11 protein-coding genes are annotated in these 18,156 nt (G+C 60.5%); 5 read left to right on the forward strand and 6 right to left on the reverse strand.

All coding sequences use genetic code 11. The annotated features are described in order from the left end of the window. The first annotated feature begins 5 nt into the window (after positions 1 to 5). Positions 6 to 1,778 carry a c-type cytochrome domain-containing protein gene (locus VGN12_00195; protein HEY4307842.1) on the forward strand — a complete coding sequence of 591 codons (1,773 nt, stop codon included), beginning with the start codon at positions 6 to 8 and terminating at the stop codon, positions 1,776 to 1,778. Between the two features lie 90 nt (positions 1,779 to 1,868). Here the strand turns inward: VGN12_00195 and VGN12_00200 are convergent, their stop codons facing one another. Further along, on the reverse strand, positions 1,869 to 2,084 hold the full coding sequence (locus VGN12_00200) for a hypothetical protein (GenBank protein HEY4307843.1): 216 nt from the start codon (positions 2,082 to 2,084) through the stop codon (positions 1,869 to 1,871). 576 nt (positions 2,085 to 2,660) lie between these two features. Between VGN12_00200 and VGN12_00205 the strand changes: the two genes are divergently transcribed. Beyond that, positions 2,661 to 3,089 carry a secondary thiamine-phosphate synthase enzyme YjbQ gene (locus VGN12_00205; protein HEY4307844.1) on the forward strand — a complete coding sequence of 143 codons (429 nt, stop codon included), beginning with the start codon at positions 2,661 to 2,663 and terminating at the stop codon, positions 3,087 to 3,089. A 58-nt stretch (positions 3,090 to 3,147) separates the two neighbouring features. Here the strand turns inward: VGN12_00205 and VGN12_00210 are convergent, their stop codons facing one another. The 4 genes from VGN12_00210 to VGN12_00225 form a co-directional block, all read right to left on the reverse strand. Then, positions 3,148 to 4,215 (reverse strand): DNA polymerase III subunit, encoded by a 1,068-nt coding sequence (locus VGN12_00210; protein ID HEY4307845.1) that lies wholly within the window; start codon positions 4,213 to 4,215, stop codon positions 3,148 to 3,150. A 97-nt stretch (positions 4,216 to 4,312) separates the two neighbouring features. Continuing rightward, a complete protein-coding gene (locus tag VGN12_00215) occupies positions 4,313 to 5,332 on the reverse strand; it encodes an MBL fold metallo-hydrolase (protein HEY4307846.1) in 1,020 nt (339 codons plus the stop codon). A gap of 206 nt (positions 5,333 to 5,538) precedes the next feature. After that, a complete protein-coding gene (locus VGN12_00220; protein HEY4307847.1) occupies positions 5,539 to 6,831 on the reverse strand; it encodes a DUF1501 domain-containing protein in 1,293 nt (430 codons plus the stop codon). Positions 6,832 to 6,903: 72 nt separating this feature from the next. After that, positions 6,904 to 8,592 (reverse strand): DUF1549 and DUF1553 domain-containing protein, encoded by a 1,689-nt coding sequence (locus VGN12_00225; protein HEY4307848.1) that lies wholly within the window; start codon positions 8,590 to 8,592, stop codon positions 6,904 to 6,906. A gap of 285 nt (positions 8,593 to 8,877) precedes the next feature. Here VGN12_00225 and VGN12_00230 point away from each other — a divergent pair, with 285 nt between their 5' ends. Continuing rightward, positions 8,878 to 9,864 (forward strand): Gfo/Idh/MocA family oxidoreductase, encoded by a 987-nt coding sequence (locus VGN12_00230; protein HEY4307849.1) that lies wholly within the window; start codon positions 8,878 to 8,880, stop codon positions 9,862 to 9,864. 549 nt (positions 9,865 to 10,413) lie between these two features. After that, positions 10,414 to 13,704: a tetratricopeptide repeat protein gene (locus tag VGN12_00235; protein ID HEY4307850.1), complete on the forward strand. Its 3,291-nt coding sequence runs from the start codon at positions 10,414 to 10,416 to the stop codon at positions 13,702 to 13,704. Here VGN12_00235 and VGN12_00240 read toward each other — a convergent pair. Next, entirely contained in the window at positions 13,694 to 16,036 is a 2,343-nt protein-coding gene (locus tag VGN12_00240) for a redoxin domain-containing protein (protein ID HEY4307851.1), read from the reverse strand. The two genes, VGN12_00235 and VGN12_00240, sit on opposite strands and share 11 nt — an antisense overlap. Positions 16,037 to 16,473: 437 nt before the next feature. On the opposite strand from VGN12_00240, the gene VGN12_00245 reads away from it, so the two are divergent. Beyond that, positions 16,474 to 18,156, forward strand: a 1,683-nt coding sequence (locus VGN12_00245; GenBank protein HEY4307852.1) for a hypothetical protein, incomplete at its 3' end; no start/stop codon positions are given.

Here is an 18,156-nt window from a genome sequence, read left to right on the forward strand (position 1 = left end):
CGATCATGTCGCTGATTTCCAGGCATTCTGCACATTGGTTCATCCTCGCTATCGCGATGGCCGTTGTCCTTTCGCTGACGCCGCACTCCGCTTTCGCCGAAGAGGCCAAGCCGGACGACAAGGCACAGGCCAAGGTCACCTACGAAGAGCATGTGCAAGCGATTTTTCGTCAGCACTGCTTTACGTGCCACGGTCCCGATACGGCCAAGAGCGACCTTCGGCTGGACAATTACGCCGCCATGATGCGCGGCGGGGCCAGCGGCGCCGTGATTGAGCCGGGGGACGCCGATAGCTCTCGATTGTGGAAGCTCGTCGCGCACGAAGAAACGCCCGAGATGCCACCAAAGCAGGACAAACTGCCCGAGGCAACGCTCGCCACGTTGAAGCAATGGATCACGCTGGGCGCACTCGAAAAGGCCGGCTCGACCGCCAAGGTGAAAGCGAAGCCCAAGATCGAAATGAAGGCAACCGCCGGCGCCGGCAAGCCCGAGGGGCCGCCGCCGATGCCCGAGGGCTTGTCCAAGCAGCCGTCGATTTATACCGCCCGCCCGTCAGCCGTGACGGCGCTGGCCTCAAGTCCCTGGGCTCCGCTGATTGCCGTCGCGGGGCAAAAGCAAATCGTGCTGTACAACACGGACACGGCCCAACTACTGGGCGTGCTCCCCTTCCCGGAGGGGATGCCGCAGGTGCTCCGCTTCAGCCGCTCGGGCACGGTGCTCTTGGCCGGAGGCGGCCGCGACGGGCAGTCAGGCCGGGTCGTGCTGTTCGACGTGAAATCGGGCCAACGTATCACCGAGATCGGTGACGAGTTGGACACTGTATTGGCCGCCGACATCAATGACGACCACACGCAAGTCGCCCTCGGCGGTCCGCGCCGGGTGGTAAAGATTTTCAACGTGGCCGACGGCGCCCAGCTGCACGAAATTCGCAAGCATACCGAATGGATCACGGCCATCGAGTACAGCCCAGACGGCGTGCTGCTGACCACGGCCGACCGCAACGGCGGCATGTTCGTGTGGGAGGCCGACACGGCGCGCGAGTATCAAAACCTGAAGGGGCACACGGCCGCGATCAGCGGAGTCAGTTGGCGGATCGACGGCAATATTTTGGCCAGCACCAGCGAGGATGGCACGCTGAAGTTGTGGGAGATGGAGCAAGGACAGCAGGTCAAGAACTGGAACGCGCACCCGGGCGGTAGCCTATCCGTGAACTTTGCCATGGATGGCCGACTGGTCTCGTGCGGCCGCGACAAGACGACCAAGATCTGGGATCAAAACGGCGCTCAGCAGCGCGCGCTAGAGGCCTTTGGCGACATCGCCCTGCGTGCGGTCTTCACTCACGACGGCGGCCGCATTGCGGCCGGAGACTGGACAGGTGAAATTCGCCTGTGGAACGCGGCCGATGGGGCACTGGTGAATCGGCTCGCCAGCAATCCGCCTACACTGGCGATGGCGGCAGACGCCGAGGCGGCTCGGGCCGCGGCCACAAAGGCTGCCGCCGAAAGCGCAAACGCCGAGTTGGCTAACGCACAAAAGGCAGCCGACGAGAAGGTTGCCGCGGCCACGGCGGTGGCAGATCGACTGAAAGCTGTGCAAGCCGAGCTGGAAAAGGTGACGGCCGACAAGGCTGCCGCCGATAAGTCGTTGGCCGAAAAAATGGCCGCCGCCAAAGTGGCAGCTGACGCTGCCGCGGCAGCCGCGAGTGCCGCCGCCAAGGCCGCGGAAGAGAAAGCCGCCTTCGACAAAACGCAGACGGCCCAGGCAAGCGCTTCGAAGTAGCGCAGGCTGGGCCGTTTCTTAAGTCGTCGTCATGAATGGCTTGGGTGCGCACCAGTGGCGTTGGCGTTCCTCAAGCAATTCGCGAGGAAATTACTCGCGTGGACGTACCGCACCGGTCAGACCGGAATAGTCCGGACGATCTTCGGGGTGCCACAACGGCAAGCCCATCGCAATCCGACGTGCGAGTATGTCTAGCTTCTCGGTCGAACCGGCCGGCGCCTCGGTCGGCACGAACTCATTCGTCTCAACCGGGGCGAAGTCCTCGTCGTGGCCGAACTCCATGATCGCTTCGAATACATTCCGCATCGCTCTCAAACCTACCTTCCGACAATCAACGTCAAAGAAAAAGAATATCGCAAACCACAATCGCTGTGAAAAACACTCGGGCGGGATGCCGGACTGGCGTTCGTTAAGTTTCGCGTGGCTTAGCACGCATCAATGAACGAGACCGGCAAATCAAGGCTGGGGGCACCCATGGTAGTCGTCAGTCGCTAGGCCGGCTCTTTTTCGCCGGGGCAACTTCGGAAGTCGTACAACAAACTCCCACGTACCGGGTGCAGGCGTGCAAACAGTACTAAAGCACGTCATTATTCGTGGCCCGTGCGCGCGAGTCAAGCGCGCGAAAAAAAATAATACCAGGCGCATGCGGATAACAGGAAAAGATTAACTGGTTAGGATGCAAACGTATCGAGCGATGTCGATTGATAATCGCAGTTTTTAATCGCAAATTACCGCGAAAACGAGTTCTCCGCGGCTGCGATTCGCGCTGTGGATAGGTTTATTCAATATTGAAGATTGCTTTGAACAGGCTGCTGTCGCCAACTTCTCGATGTGGATGTGGTAAGGCGCAGCACAACGCATTCGCACCGAAAGGATGCAACGATGAACTGGGTACAACGAATGATAAGCTTGCCGCCACAGGGCCGCGGCTTTCATCTCATCACGCGTGCCATTCTCGCCGCGCTGCCTGAGTTGTCCGAGATCGACGTCGGACTGTTACACGTCTTCATCCAGCACACTTCGGCCTCGCTGACAATCAACGAGAATGCCGATCCCGATGTGCCGTCGGACATGGAGCGCGTTTTCGATACGCTCGCCCCGGAGCACTTCCCCTACGAGCATACCGCCGAGGGTCCCGACGATATGCCGGCCCACATCAAGGCGGCTCTCCTGGGCAGTTCGGTCAGCATCCCGGTGGGCACAGGAAAACTTTGCCTGGGGACATGGCAAGGAATTTATTTGTGCGAGCACCGCGATCACGCGACGGCCCGCAACTTAGTGCTGACCCTGCAGGGATCGAGAAGAGAATAATAGTCCCGAGAGCACTCGTTCCTGCAGCCGAAGCGGCTCAGCGAATTCGAATCGAGCGTTAGGCAACCGAGATGGCGCGTGTCTGCGCCAGTTGCACCAGGTCATCCAGCCAGCATTCCAACAGTGCCGACTGGTTGGCGTTGCGGTCGACATGCCCTAGCGTCTCGATCGAACGATCGACGAGCGCCCCCACGTCGACCTGTGCGAACCGGCCGCTGGCCGCAGCACGAGTCACCTCATCGCGGACCTGGTCGTCCGCCAGACGCGCCCCGGACATTGTCCGCAACAACTCGCGATAGAACTCGACGGCAAAACCAATCACCAGCCGCATCCGCGCACGGCGCGCGGATGCTTCCTTGCCGGCTGCGTCAACGAACGTCACCAAGGTCTTGGCGAATGCCACGCTGTCGAACGCTCCCTCACACAGTTGGGCAAACAAAATATCGCGAAATTGCCAAAGTTCAGGGTCCGCCAGCTCAGCCGCCTGTGTCACGCTGCCGCCGCTGTAGCGGGCGAGCTGCTCGGCGGTCGCCTCGTCGTTTGCAATACCGCGCGCTATGAGCTGTTGGGCCACGACCTCGACAGGCAGCGGGCGAAATCTCATCGTTTGAGCGCGCGAACGAATCGTAGGCAACTGCCGATCCAGACTCGTCCCGATCAAAATCAGTACCGAGCGGGCCGGCGGCTCTTCCAATGTCTTTAACAGGCTGTTGGCCCCCTCTTCGTTCAAATGGTCGGCGTCATCGATGATCGCCACGCGACGGCCGCCCATGTACGGCTTCAGCGATATGTCGTGACACAACCCCTGCTGCATTCGCTTCTCTTTGGGGCCAATGAACAGCTCGAGCGGAATGAAGCTCTTGTCCGCGGGCTTGCGCACTTCGAGCAAATCAGGATGCGTGCCAGCCGCGACTTGCAAGCAACTGCCGCACTGCCCGCAAGGATCGAGCATCTCGACCGGGCGGTTTGGACATAACAGTGTGGCCGCCAATCGAAGGGCGAAGCTGCGTTTGCCGACGCCGGCCGGTCCGACAAATAAAAATGTATGTGCAAGGCGCCCGCGCGCGAGCATCGCGCGAAACTTGCCGACCACATCGTCGTGACCGTCGAGGCCTTGCCAGGTCATCGTCTGCCTTAATGCTCGGGAGGATTAACCACGGAGTGACCGAGGCACGTAGAAAATTGGCCGAGGACGACCGCCTCGAAATATACGCACCGCATCTTCACGCAACGCGGTAACGCAATGCCGGGCTGACGTGGGTTTGCACTTCGTCCAGGTTCGTCACGTGTAACTGCCCGTGCTGATACAAGTATTCGACGTGCGCACCCACTTCCTCGAGCGCCAAGAGTGTGTTGAAGCCGATCACCCGCGGGTACATCGATTGCGTGATGTCGCTGATCGTCACAGGCTGCGGCGCCTCGGAGATCGTGGTGATGACACGATCCAGCTTGCGCTCGTGGCTGGTGCGGATTTCTTCGATTCGCGTGTAGACGTCGTTGATCGGTATCTCGTGCCCCCCCAGGGCGAGTTCGAAGCCGGGTATCCGACGGACTTTCTCCAGGGCTTCCAGATAATGCCCCAAGCCCGTATAGGCGGTGATGCTCTCCGGGGCCTGATGCGGGGTGATGTGGCTAAGGATGTGGTCGGCGCTGATCAGCACGTCGCCAATCGCGATGCATACCTGGCCTGGGCAGTGCCCCGGCGTGTGGATGAACCGCATCCCGTCGAATTCCTGGTTATCCGCCAGCGTGATATCGACGGGCACACTGCGAACGTGCTTCTTCGAGAATCCGTACATCTCCATCAGCATGGTTTCGAGCGCGGCGTCCACACCAGCCCGCTGCAGATACGTCTTCAGCGCCCGAGTGGCGACGATTACGCGCTCTTCGTACGCCGTCAGCACCCAACGATCCAGGACGTGAATTCCCAACTCGGCGCCGGTCAGCTCCAGCAGGTGCGACACACCGCCGAAATGGTCGATATGCCCGTGAGTCAGTAGGATGCGGCGAATGTCGCTGACTTGTACGGGCTCGCCGAAGTCGGTGCGCACCGCCTCGAGCCCCTTCAGCACCTGGGCGTTGCAATTGCCGTAGCCGCTTCCGGTATCGATCAGCGTTAGCGGACCGGAATCGAACAACAAATAAACGTAGGCGATAAAATTGGGAAAGGCTTCGCAAGGAATGCGGTAAATGCGCTGGCCTGTGCTGGCCACAAACCGCTCGATAGCCGGAAGTTCGCTCATGCAAGTGAAGGGGAAAACGGATCGACGGCCGAAAACATGCGGACACGGCTCGACGCCGGCCGCGCACACCGCCTACGCGATCGCGTGCCCTTTTTACCACTGGGGGCACATACCGGCAACCGCCTCGAAATTCGCCGTTCGCGCGGAAATACGACCTGGGGCCGGCATTTGACTCGGCCCTTTCCGCGATTCAGCAAGAAATCCCGTTAGCTGAATAGCTGGCTGACCGGCTGGCCGCCGTCGACGATTTTTATCGGCCGACCGATGGCGCTCATATTCTCGATCGCCGGATTGATTCGCAAACTCTTGCAGAAAGTTTGGAATAGATCGGGCACGCTGACGGGGTGATCGGTCACAGCGTCACCACCGGCATCGGTGTGACCGACCACTTGCCCGCCGCGGATACCACCCCCGGCCATGGCTACGTTGAATGCTCTTGGAAAATGATCACGACCACCGCGGGGATTCACCTTAGGGGTACGGCCGAATTCGCCCATCCAGATGACGAGCGTCTTGTCCAACATGCCGCGCTCTTTCAGATCGGCGATCAGCGCCGCCATTGGCTGGTCGATCTGGCCGCACAAGTTCGTGGTCCGCTCGAAGATGTTATCGTGCGTATCCCAGTTGCCGTGATTCACTTCGACAAAGGTCACACCGGATTCGACCAGCCGGCGGGCGAGCAGGCAGGACGAGCCGAAATCGGTCCGGCCGTACCGTTCGCGCGTCGCGTCCGACTCTTGATCGAGATAGAACGCCTCCATCTTACGGCTCGTGACCATGCGGGCTGCTTTGTCATACAGTTTTTGGTGATCGGCCACCTCACGATCAGCACCACCAGATGCGTAGCTGCTCTCCAATTGCGCGAGCAAACCCAAGCGGCGCGTAAAGCGCGGCGCCGCGGTTGGCAACTTGGTGTTCGCCGGAGCTTCGGCATTGGCCATCACGAACGCGTCATATTCGACTCCCAGCAGCCCGCCCCCCCCGTCACTACCGCGGTCCCCGACGCGGACGAACGACGGAAGCTCGAAATTCCGATCGGCCAATTGATGGGCCACGATCGATCCCAGCGAGGGGTACTTCACTGTCGGAGTCGGCGCGTAGCCGGAATGCATCAGGAACTGCGCCCGAGCATGATTACCCTCCTTCGTGGTCATCGAGCGGATGACGGCCACATCTTGCATAACCTTTGCCATGCGCGGCATGCCTTGGGCGATCTGAATGCCCGGCACGTCTGTGTCGATGGCCTTGGTCTCGCCGCCGTTTTCATGTTCCGGTTTGGGCGAAAATGTCTCGAATTGGCTGGGGCCGCCGCGCATGAAGAGCAAGATGCAGGCCATCCCTTGCGAGCGCAGTTCGTCAGCCCGGGCTGCCACCAAATCCTTCCAACTGAGCACCCCAGCCGCGGCACTTGCCAACGAAACACCACGCAGAAAATCACGGCGTCCAATCACACCGTGGCGATTGACACGCACGCCCATGTGATGCTGCCAAAGGTTCATGCGTCAGCCCTTGTTGCACGTGAAGTCGAGGAGAGAAAGGCCGGGGAAAGTAAGCCCGTCTCGCCCGGAAGGTTATTTGCGATGGGTGAACTCGGTCGAATTCAGTAACGCCCACAAGATGTCTTCAAACCCTTCGGTCTGATTGTTGGTCGAGCTGATGTAAGACAGGCACGTGGCTAATTCCACCGGATTCGGCTCGCGTGCTAGGCAGCGCAGGTATAGCTCGGTAGCGATCGTCTCGTCGTCGGCTTTGTCGGCCAGCAACTTACCCAGCATCGTGCTCGCGCTGCCACCCGCGATCGCCCGATTCAGCATTGGCGAATTCATCATCAACAGCGCCTGCGGGATCGAGGCTCCGACTTCGTCGCGCGGAGCACTGGGATCAAAGCCGAACGTACGGCTGAACTCGACGCGTGGCCCGCGCAATCCCCGCTGCGCAGAATCTAAGCCCGGCGGGCCGAACCTCCCTTCATCGATGTCGAGCGCCGCGGCGACGGCATCAAATACCTGATCTGCCCGTAACGGCTGTGGGCAACTGGCCGCAAACGGCGTTGCGTCATCATCGTGGCGCGAACGGGTTTCGCGCTGATAGGTCTCGGTCGCCATGATCGTGCTGATCAACCATTTCACGTCATACCCATGACCGGCGAACTCCTTGGCCAAACGTTCCAGCGTTTGCGGCGCCGAAGGCTTGCGATCGGGCCCCAGATCATCAACCGGCTCGTAAAAGCCCTGGCCTACTAGTTCGGCCCATATGCGATTCACAAACGCCCTAGCGAACCAAGGATTCGAATCTGACGTGATCCAGTTGGCCAATTCCTGGCGGCGGTCGGCGTCCTTCGTGCCAACGGGTAACTCTTGTCCGCTGACGAAGAAGACCGGCGCCATTAAGGTTCCCTTGGCGCTCGGATCTTTCAGGTCCGGCATATAGTGTTCGGGATCGTTCTTCGCCTTCGCGTTTTTGGGCACCTTGCGCGGAGCGGCATCGCGCGACGCGATGGCAAAGCTGACCCGCTTGTCACCCTCGCGAACTGGTCGTATGGCAACACGCGGGAAGAACGCGGCCAACTCATGAAACTGTTCGCGTTTCCAACGATCGGTCGGATGATCGTGGCATTGCGCACATTGGATCTGGATGCCCAGGAAGATGCGAGCCGTCTCGGCGGCGATCTCGGCCGCCTGCCCCATCTGCGCCATGATCAGACCGGTATTGCCGTTATCGCGAATGTCTCCCTCGGCGGTGATGAAGCCGCGCGCGATCTGGTCCCAGCCGGTTCCCTTATTGAACTGCTCGGCCAGGTACCTATCGACGGCCGGCCCCATCCGCAACGCGCGATCGTCCGTACGGCGATAGAGAATCACATCGCGGAAGTAATGGCCCCAGTTTTCTCCGTAACGAGGGTCGGCAAGCAGCCGCTCGACGGCCTTGGGACGTTTATCGCCAGAATGGTCCAGAACGAAGGCCGTGATCTCTTCCGGGCTTGGGAGTTCGCCAATCAGGTCCTGCGACACTCGCCGCAAATAAGCCTCGTCATCGATGATCGGGGTAGGGACTGCGCCAGGTTGGCCGGGGATCTCGACCGTCAGTCGATCGTCGATTGCTCGGGCAAATTCCGAGACAGCTAGCTTTGCCGGGACAATCTGATTCGCCCCCTCATCCCCCTGGGCAACAGTCCAACCACCAACGCTGCACATCAGCGCGACGGCAGCCCCCGTTACGAGGGGAATTCCGCACTTCCGAGCTATGCCATTCCGTCGCATTCCCGATCCTTTTGCCAGGGGGGGGTACTGCGGACGCATAGGTCCGCATGGATTGAACACCGCTGACCGCTAGATAGTTCCGTCGGACCTGGCAGTTCCGGTGGGTACCGAGTCGCAATACGTTGAACCCTATGGCCCACAGCGGCTATCCCGGCCGGGAACCGAGATCGTCGAGGGCCAACGCACCGCTTGTCGGCCATCGCCGGATTCGGATACTGAGGACCGTCCAGGGGACCAGGATTTCATGGAGAACGGTCAAGGTGGGCCGATCTCGGCAGGAGTGTGATGTCTCAAATTCGCCTCGGATTGATTGGTTGCGGGTTCGTCGGTCGCTTACACGCTCAGCGTCTCCAGGCCGATCCGCGCGGGCAAATCGTGGTTTATTGCGATCCCAATCCGCAAGCGGCCGAGGCCTTGGCGTCGGAATTCACACAGCAAGCTGCGATCGAGACCGACCCGATCGCAGCGATCGGGCGCCACCGGCTAGATGCCGCCGTGATCTGCTCACCGACGCCATTGCACTATCAACAAGTCTGCACGGCATTCGACCATGGACTGGACGTGCTGTGCGAAAAGCCGCTCTGTTCGGGACGTGAGCAAATCATCGACCTGATCGAACGACATCGCCAGCAGGGGCGGATCCTGTCTATCTCTTATCAGCGGCGCTACAAATCGATCTACCTGACCGCGAGGCGAGAGTTGACCGAAAATGCCGCTTACTACGGCCCCCTCAGGCAGGCCCACATTTTTGTGTGCGAGCGCTGGCAACAAGGAATTACTGGCACATGGCGCGACGATCCGAATGTCGGCGCCGGATATTTCGGCGATGCTGGAAGTCACCAGGTCGACGTTGTGCATTACGTAACGGGGCAACAGGTTGAATCGCTCTTCGCAATAAGCGACAAGCGCGGCAACCGAGTGGAAATCGTCACGCAGGTGATAGCCGCTCTATCCGGCGGCGCCGGGCTCAATGCCCATTTTGTCGGCGATGCCAATCATTGGCGCGAGGATATTCACTTCCACTGCCAGAACGCCGACCTGATGGTACGCGGCGAACAATTATGGCGAGCCAAAGAGAACCGCGTCGAACTCGTGCCTGATCCGCTGCCTGAGGGCTCGCCCGATAGTGCATTCATCGACGCGATTCATAGCCGGCAACCGACAATCTCACCTGCCGAGGCGGCGCTACCGCTATACGATTGGACCGCGGCCGTACTGGAATCGGCTCGTGAAGGCCGCCGCGTAACGCTACCCAAGCCGACCGTCGACTGACGGGCAGTGGATTGCGGTTTGCCGCGCCCTCAAATTGCGTCCGCACCTTCGGCCAGTGGCCGACTAGCGCCCGAGGATTTGCCATCACGGCAACGCCCACACCGACAAGGTGTACCGGTGGCATCGGTCCTCGCAACGAGCGATGTGTTTCGCGTTGCGAATGTGAAGCGGTTCGAAAGATAGAATCGGTGGATCGCCCTGCATCGAGCGAACCGCCTACCTCGAACGCCGCCACGCCACGTCACACCTCTTGCCGGCCAGTTTTCGCAGTTCTCTTCGGCTCTCCGCGCGGCGTACTCGCGCGAGCACACCTGCCGCCGCCAGATCACAGGCAGCCAGGAGTTAGAAGCCTTTCCCTTATGTTTCGCCCCCATCGTCCAGACGGAATTTCCGTTACAACCATACCTGGGACATTGCATATTGCTTCGCGGAGATTCAGGTTAGTTTAAGGGAGTGCCATCGGCGAAACCGTTCTGGCCGTCCGATTGTGTGTTTTTCTCGAGCTGGCACCTTCAATTCCGAGGCAATGCATTCTGCGCCTGATTGACCATGAAGCAGTCTCGAAAGTCCGCATCGGTCCCGCGACCGCCGTCGCGGATGCTGAATTATTATTCATGGGCGCCCGGCGTACTTTTTGTGCTACTGACGGCGATCGTCTATTGGCCGACGCTCGGCAACAGGTTTGTCTGGGATGATGACGACTATGTACAAGAAAACGGCACGCTCTCATCCCCGGCAGGATTGAACGCCATCTGGTCTGATCCAGCCGCAACGCCACAATACTATCCGCTTGTCCACACCTCGTATTGGATCGAGCACGCGCTTTGGGGCCTGAATCCTCGCGGTTATCACATTGACAATTTGTTGCTGCACGCGGTCGCAGCATTGCTCGTTTGGCGGCTTCTCGTGCGCCTTGCAGTGCCTGGCGCCTGGCTCGCAGCGGCATTTTTCGCGGTCCATCCGGTCGAGGTCGAGAGCGTCGCCTGGATCACCGAGCGAAAGAACGTGCTGTCGTGCGTTTTCGCTCTGGGCTCAATGCTGGCCTATTTACGGTTCGCGCCTCCGACGCCACAGACCTCGCTGGCGACGGACAATGCGAGAACACGCACCAACGGGGCGTACTACGCCCTAGCGTTCGTTCTTTACGCGGCAGCTTTGCTCAGCAAAACCGTCACGGCCACGGTTCCCGCCGTGCTCCTGGTAATTTATTGGTGGAAGCAGGGAAAATTTTCGTGGCGCGAGGCAGCGAGTCTGCTTCCCTTCTTCGCCCTGGGACTAGCGCTTTCGGCCGTTACGATTTCGCTGGAGGAGACTCAGGTCGGGGCCGTCGGCGAAAGCTGGAATTTGTCCCCGTTTGAGCGCGTATTGATCGCGGGACGCGCCGTATGGTTTTACGCGGGAAAACTGGCCTGGCCGCATCCGCTAATCTTCTTCTATCCGCGCTGGATCATTGATGCGAGCGTCGCGTGGCAATATCTGTTCCCGGCATCCGCCGTCGGAGCGATCGTTACCCTTTGGTTGGCACGTCGCCGCATCGGTCGAGGCCCTCTGGCTGCAGTGCTGATTTTCGTGGGGGTGCTTACCCCGGCATTGGGTTTCTTCAACGTCTATCCATTTCAGTACTCGTTTGTCGCTGATCATTTTCAATATCACGCCAGCATTGCCTTGATCGCTCTGGCGGCAGCACTCTTGGTGACGACAAACGGTTATTTTATGCCGTCGCGCCAAAGGCTGGGCTGGTTCGGAGGTTGCTGTCTACTCGCCATTTTGGCGCTCGTCGCCCAGCGACGGACGCATGCCTTCCAAGATCGGCAAACACTGCTCGAAGACACGCTGGCCCAAAACCCCACGGCCTGGGTCGTGCCCCTTAATCTTGGCTATGTGCTGTTCGAGGAGGGAAAGTACGACGAGTCGATTCCACTCTTTCAGAGTGCCGTAAAAATCCGGCAGCAACTGGCCGACGACCATCCCAAAATCGGTCACTATCAAGATGGTCTCGCAGCTTGCCTCGATCAACTTTCGACAGCGCAGCACAAGGCGAAGAGATTTGCCGACGCCACTACGTCGCGCGGTCGCGCGATTGCAATCCGCGAGTCATTGGTCTCGGCCCACCCCACGATCCTGGAATATGCAAACCGCTTGGCGGGCAGCTATGTCGAACTGGGCACTATCGAGCGCGATGAACGCCACGCTCTCGAAGCCGAGACCGCTTTCACCAGAGCGCTCGCGATTCGCCTGCCGATCGTGCGGGACGCCCCCAAAGGTGCTGACTATTCGAGTGATCTGGCCTGGGCCTATGCCCACCTCGCCTTGGCCCAGCGCGACCTAGGCAAGACGTCCGCAGCCGACGCCTCGCAACGCGAGGCACTCGCGATTCGCACAAGCCTTGTGGAAGAGCACCCGAATGTCATCACTTACCGAGCTAACTTGGCGCAGAATTACGTCGATCTGGGCGTACTTCAGCGCGACTTGAAGCAAGGCGGGGAGGCGGAAAAGTCATTTCAAACGGCAATTGACCTTCGCGAACAGATTGTGCGAGAAGCACCGCAGGACCGCGACTATCGGGAAGACCTGGGCTGGAGCTACGTCCAGCGCGCGCTCGCGCAGCAGAGCCAGGGAAAGGCTGCTGACGCACTGGCCTCGCACCGGCGCGCGCTCGAGATTCGTGAAAAGCTTGCCGCCGAGCATCCTAACGTGGGCAAGTACCGCAACGACGTTGCCGCCAGCTACGTCGATCTCGGCTATTTGCTGCCGGCGGAGGAAGCAGTTCTAGCGTACCGGAAAGCGATCGCGGTTCGCGAGCAGTTAATTCGCGAACAACCGACCGAGGCGCAATACCAGCAGAGCCTGGCGGCGACCTATCAACTACTGGCCTCAGCTTATCAAAGCCGTGGAAAACTTGTTGAAGCGCTAGCAACTCGAAAGCGATTGTGTGAAGTCCGAGAGCAGTTAGCCGCTGCGCGCCCTGAGGAATCCGCTGCGGCCGCAGCCAGTTATGTCGATCTGGCCTTTCTCGAGCGTAACCTCGGCAAGCGGAGCGAAGCCGAGATTGCCTTTCGCAAGGCGATCGCACTGCGTGAGCAAGCCTTGGACTCGGGCAAAGCCGACGACGAAGTGCGTGCGCACCTGGCCGGAACATACATCGAGTTGGCCATCGACGAACGCGAAGACGGACGGACGGCTGAATCGATCGCTTCGTGCCAAAAAGCCATCGGGATCTACGAAGCGTTGCGCGTCGCGCATCCAACCGCGGCCGACGTTACGGCCGGCCTTGGCTGGGCCTTTGCCAACCTCGGCGTGGCGCAGATCGCCTGCGGCGATGCGGCCGAGGCCGTGGATGCTTGCCGAAAGTCCGTCGCGATTCGTGAACTTTTGGTGCGCGACCAGCCGGAGTTAAACGACCATAAGCTCACGCTCGAAGCCGGATTGGGCTGGAGCTATGCCAATCTCGGCGTCGCCCTGAGTCTGACCGGCGAATTGGCCGAAGCCGAGAACTGTCTGCGAAAGGCGATCCAAATTCGCGCCAAGCTAGTGCTCGACAATTCGACGGCCGTCGATCATCAGCATGAAATCGCGCTGAGTTGCCGCGATCTTGCCTCGGTCAAACGAGCGATGGGAAAGACCGACGACGCCATTATTTTGTACCGCGCCGCCATCGAGATCCGCGAGCCTCTCGTCGCGGCCAATCCGGGTGATGTCGCCTTTCGGCTGCAGTTGGCACGCGACCTGCGTGACTGTGGCACGCTTCTGGCCGCCGCTGACGAACTGACCGAAAGCGCCCGAATGCTGGAACGAGCCGAACAACTGACCGCCGCCGCAGCTACTCCGACTAAGGAATAAAAAGCTGCATGATGCGTTCTCGTTCCCGCTCGTAGGGTAACGGCGCATAGGTCGAAAACGCGTTTCGCTCTTCATCGTTCGGCACAGGTTCGCCAGCGCCGTCCGTCTTGGTCGCTTCCCAACGCGAGGACACGCTGCGTCTGCCAGCGGTATAGTCGTCCGCGTAAGCCGGTACCAGTCGAGCGCTAACGTATTCCTGGTCCGCAGCCCGCTGCGCGGTCAGCGTGTCTGGCTGAACCAGCTCCAAATACGCGAAGAGAATACCGAGGATGCGTGCGGCGTCACGATATTCGTCGAGCAACTCTACGGGAGGTTTCGTTGGAAAGCGATCGACCAACGCCCGGGCTTCGGCGAGCGCATCCGCGTAATCCTTCTGTAGCAACTGCGTCCAAATCTTGACGCTGTGGGCCCCGAGTTCCCCGCCCAGGTAAAGGTACTGCGTGAGCTCTGCAATTGCATCTTTGTACCGGCCTTGGTTGACGAGCGTGAGCGCCCAGGCATAGTCAATGCGGCGATCGAACGGATAAGTCGCCTTCAGGCGTCGATATAATTTCCCGCGTTCCAGAGCGGAATCCTTATCCGCTCTCGCCCCCAGCTCAAGCAGCCGGTTCACAGTCGCGGCCAGGTCCAGGGCATCCTCAGCATTCGCGGGCGCCGCACGCGATAACGCTACGAGAGCCACGCAGGCGGGATCCTCGCCCGGATAGATCGCCGAGAAATTCCCCTGCATCATCTCGTCCCACGTCTGCTCGCTGGCCGTCACCGCCCGCGTGGGGTCGGGATTCGATAGGTTTTCCGCTGAATTGTCAAAATGCGCGGTGCAATGCAAACGCGTCCCCCGTGGCATCAGCTTCGGTTCGTCATACACGTAGCGCAATTGCCAGTTGAAGTCGTAATTGGGGATGTCGAGCAAAACCTCGCGACGACCGTCGGGGTAGGCGGCTTCGAATTGGAAGCTTTTGCCGCGCAGGTGCATGTGTGGCCACAAAAACAACAGATTTGCATCACGCTGAAACAAATATTCCGACTTCACTTCATAATTGGGATCATTGGGTGGAATGCGGAATGTGATGTTGTCCACCACGCGGCTGTTGACCAGCCTTTTTACCGAAGCTGGATCAGCGAAGCGGACACCGACCATGCTTCGGTCATCCTGCTCTACACCGTTCGGAGTGTAATGCAACTCGAACGAAAGTTTTGAATGGGCCGGAACGTACACGGCCGATCCAGCGGGCCACTGGTTCGGAATACTTCCCGGCACGTAGGAGCCAATGTCCCGCGTGAAACCTTCGCTCAAGTTTTCGGCCACCACGTCGACACGAATGTGATGCACGACGGACCGGTTGCCTGGCCGCACCTCGACCGCTTGAATCCATTTATCCGTCGTCCAACCAGGATCCACGGTGTAATACTGATAGGCGACCAGCCCTTCTGCCGGAACCGTAAACGGGCGGTTCCGCATGTAAATGACCTGGTCCGGTTCGCCCATCAACCAGCCAGTGGCGAACTTCCGCGGGTCGGGCAAATCTGCCGGATCCCCCTGCGGACACCCATTCTCAACCCAGTCGCAGATCTGTTGCTTTTCCTGGTCGTTCAAGCGTGCGTCGTTCTTGAAATGGCCGTAACGAGGATCGGCGAACCAAGGAGGCATCCGTCCTTGCTGGACAACTTCGCGAATTGTTTCGGCCCAGGCCGCCACTTCCTCATATGACGTTAGTGAAAACGGTGCGACTTCGTCGGTTCGATGGCACTCGACGCAACGGTTCTGCAAGATCCGCGCGATCTGGTTCGTGTAGGTCACGTCACCGTGTGGTGGCTTCTTCGAAACTCGGCCGATGAAACAGCCCGCGGCCTTAACGACGGGCCGTGTGACCTGATTCCCCGCTAGCACTTCGCTAATCGCATCAGCCAAATTGCGTTCGGTAAGCTTCGGCTTTACGTACCCGGCGCCGGTCTTAAAGCCGTATTGATCGTCGATTCGGCCCCAATAACGGATTACTCGCGCGCGATCGAGAAGAAACACCTCAGGCGTTCGCTCTGCACCGAGCCGATCGGCAATGACGTTGTTGTTGTCCTTGAGCACCGGGAACGTAACGCCATGGACCAGCGCGTAAGTGGCGATTTCGGTCAGCGAATCCTGCACGTTGGAATCAATGCCGACGAATGCGACCCCTTGCGACTCGAATTCTGCTGCCAAATCACGCAGCCGGAGGGCGTAGTTCTTCGCTAACGGGCAATCCACGCCCAAGAATGCCACGACGACGAGCTTGCCTTGATACTCGTCAAGGGAATGTGGCTGGCCGTGAAAGTCCGGAAGAGAGAAATTTTCCACCGTCCTGCCGATGGGCGTTCTCTCTTCGGCAGCGTCGAGCGCCGGCGAGCACGCCAGCAAAACCGCGACAGCAGTAAATACTAGAAAACCCCTGCAAATTTCGGCTTTTTGGATCATATGCCGTTTGGCGTAGAACGTTCGGGGGAGAGGCAAATTTCAGCATAGCTGCCTTCTCCACCGCGGCAAACAGCCTCCTTGCCCCCCTATAGAATCAGAAAAATCGAACAAATTCCTAATTCATTTCGTTGACACCGCCAAATTGTCTGGGTAATTTACTTCTCTGTGGGGGTATCAGATGCGCCAAAAGGCGCGGCGCTACCACCTACGGGGAATTTAACGGCCAATTACTTGCTTTTCGCTACTCGAAGGAGCCGCTAATGATTCGGAAAACAAGACGATTCCTTGCCCGTCTGGGCACGGCAGCAGCATGCTTTAGCATGCTGACATGCAGTCTGCCGCAATGGTCGCAAGCCGCGGCCATCACTCTCGACACCACGAATGGCCTGATCAATGGTTCGGCCACGTCGACAATCAACGGTGTCACAGTTTCCTACACGGGAACCTCAGGCGGCATCGCCGACTTCACAGTCTATGGCGATCTCGACCTTCTCTCGACCGACTCTCTGACAGCGATCGGTAACAACGGTGTCGAGCTCATCGTCGGTAACAACGTCAACATCGCCTCGGGCGCGCAGATCAACATCAGCGCATCCGGTACGACCGCCGGTCCTGGTGGTGGTACGGGCGTCAGTGGCGGCAGCGGCGGCGCGACCGACGGTGGCGGCGCTGGTGGTGGCGGTGGTACGACCGTAGGTGGCAACGCAGGCGGTAGCGGCGGTCTTGGTGCTGCTGGTCCCACAGGCGGAGCCGGCACGAGCGGCTCGACGTCCTCGTTGAGCACCGGCGGTAGCGGCGGCGGCGGCAGCCAGCCTTCGGCTGGTGGTGGCGGCGGCGGCGGTGGTGGCGGCCTCACCCTGAACGGTGGCGCTGGCGGCCTCGGTGCCGTTGGCACCGTAGGCGGAACGGGAACTGCGGGCGCCGCAGGCTCGGCCGGCACGGCGGGTAACAATGGTGTGAATTCGCTTGGTGCAGGTACCGGGGGCGCCGCAGGCGCTGCAGGTGCCGGCGGAACAGGCGCTGGTGGTGGAACGGCCGGAACGAACGGTGCCGGCGGCTCGAGCGGCACCGGCAATACTGGCGGCACGGGCAGCGGTGGCGGAACCGGCAGCTCGGCCGGTACGGCGGCGACGGCAGCCAACGGCGGCGGCGGTGGCGCCGGCACGAACACCGGTGTCGGCCTCGTCCTATCCGGCGGTAGTGCCGGTGGTTCGGGTGCTGGTGGTAGCCACGGCGGCGGCGGCGGCGGCGGTGGTGCCGGCGGCGGCGGCGGTGGTGGTGGTGGTGCTCGTGCCAGTTTCACAGCCAACGGCAAAGCCGGCGGCGGCGGCGGTGAAGGTGGTTCGGGTGGTAATGGCGGCTCGGGCGGTGCGGCCGGAGACGGCGGCGCGTCGGGAGCTGGTGCAGGTGCACTTGGAATTCTCGCCAACGGTACCGTAACTTTTGACGGTGCGGCATTAGCTCAAGGTGGTAACGGTGCCGCAGGCACGTCCGGCGCAGCCGGCAGTGCAGGCTCGGCAGGTACCGCTGGCGGTCTCGGTGGAAGCCCGAGTGCTTCCGGACAGAACACGGCCGGAGCGGGCGGTAAGGGTGGTACGGGCGGCACGGGCGGCGTTGGCGGCACGGGCGGTGCCGGCGGTACCGGCGGTGGTGGTGCCGGCGGTACCCTTCTGATCCAAGGCACCGCAGTGAGCGGTGCGGGCTCGGTAGACGGTACGGGCGGTTCCGGCGCGAATGCCGGTGGCAACGGCCGTTTGGTCGTTGGCAACAATGCCCCGACCGGATTCGGTGGTACCGTGACTGGAGCTTCGACGACGACTGGCGCCGGTTCGACCGATGCCAACCCGTTCGTCGGTGGTGGCCCTGCGACGCCGTTCATTCCGAACCTGCCGACGGTGGGTGCGGAAATCTACGGTCTCACGAGCCTCACGGCAGCCGGCTTGTACGGCAGCCTGCCGGCGACCGACGTCAATGGTACGTTGCTCTCGAGCGCTGTCGGTGCT

The organism is Pirellulales bacterium (genome assembly GCA_036499395.1).
GTDB lineage: Bacteria > Planctomycetota > Planctomycetia > Pirellulales > JACPPG01 > JACPPG01.

Coding starts and splice junctions, on each gene's coding strand:
- VGN12_00195 (HEY4307842.1), top strand. CDS start 6: ATGTCGCTGATTTCCAGGCATTCTGCACATTGGTTCATCCTCGCTATC.
- VGN12_00200 (HEY4307843.1), bottom strand. CDS start 2,084: ATGCGGAATGTATTCGAAGCGATCATGGAGTTCGGCCACGACGAGGAC.
- VGN12_00205 (HEY4307844.1), top strand. CDS start 2,661: ATGAACTGGGTACAACGAATGATAAGCTTGCCGCCACAGGGCCGCGGC.
- VGN12_00210 (HEY4307845.1), bottom strand. CDS start 4,215: ATGACCTGGCAAGGCCTCGACGGTCACGACGATGTGGTCGGCAAGTTT.
- VGN12_00215 (HEY4307846.1), bottom strand. CDS start 5,332: ATGAGCGAACTTCCGGCTATCGAGCGGTTTGTGGCCAGCACAGGCCAG.
- VGN12_00220 (HEY4307847.1), bottom strand. CDS start 6,831: ATGAACCTTTGGCAGCATCACATGGGCGTGCGTGTCAATCGCCACGGT.
- VGN12_00225 (HEY4307848.1), bottom strand. CDS start 8,592: ATGCGACGGAATGGCATAGCTCGGAAGTGCGGAATTCCCCTCGTAACG.
- VGN12_00230 (HEY4307849.1), top strand. CDS start 8,878: ATGTCTCAAATTCGCCTCGGATTGATTGGTTGCGGGTTCGTCGGTCGC.
- VGN12_00235 (HEY4307850.1), top strand. CDS start 10,414: ATGAAGCAGTCTCGAAAGTCCGCATCGGTCCCGCGACCGCCGTCGCGG.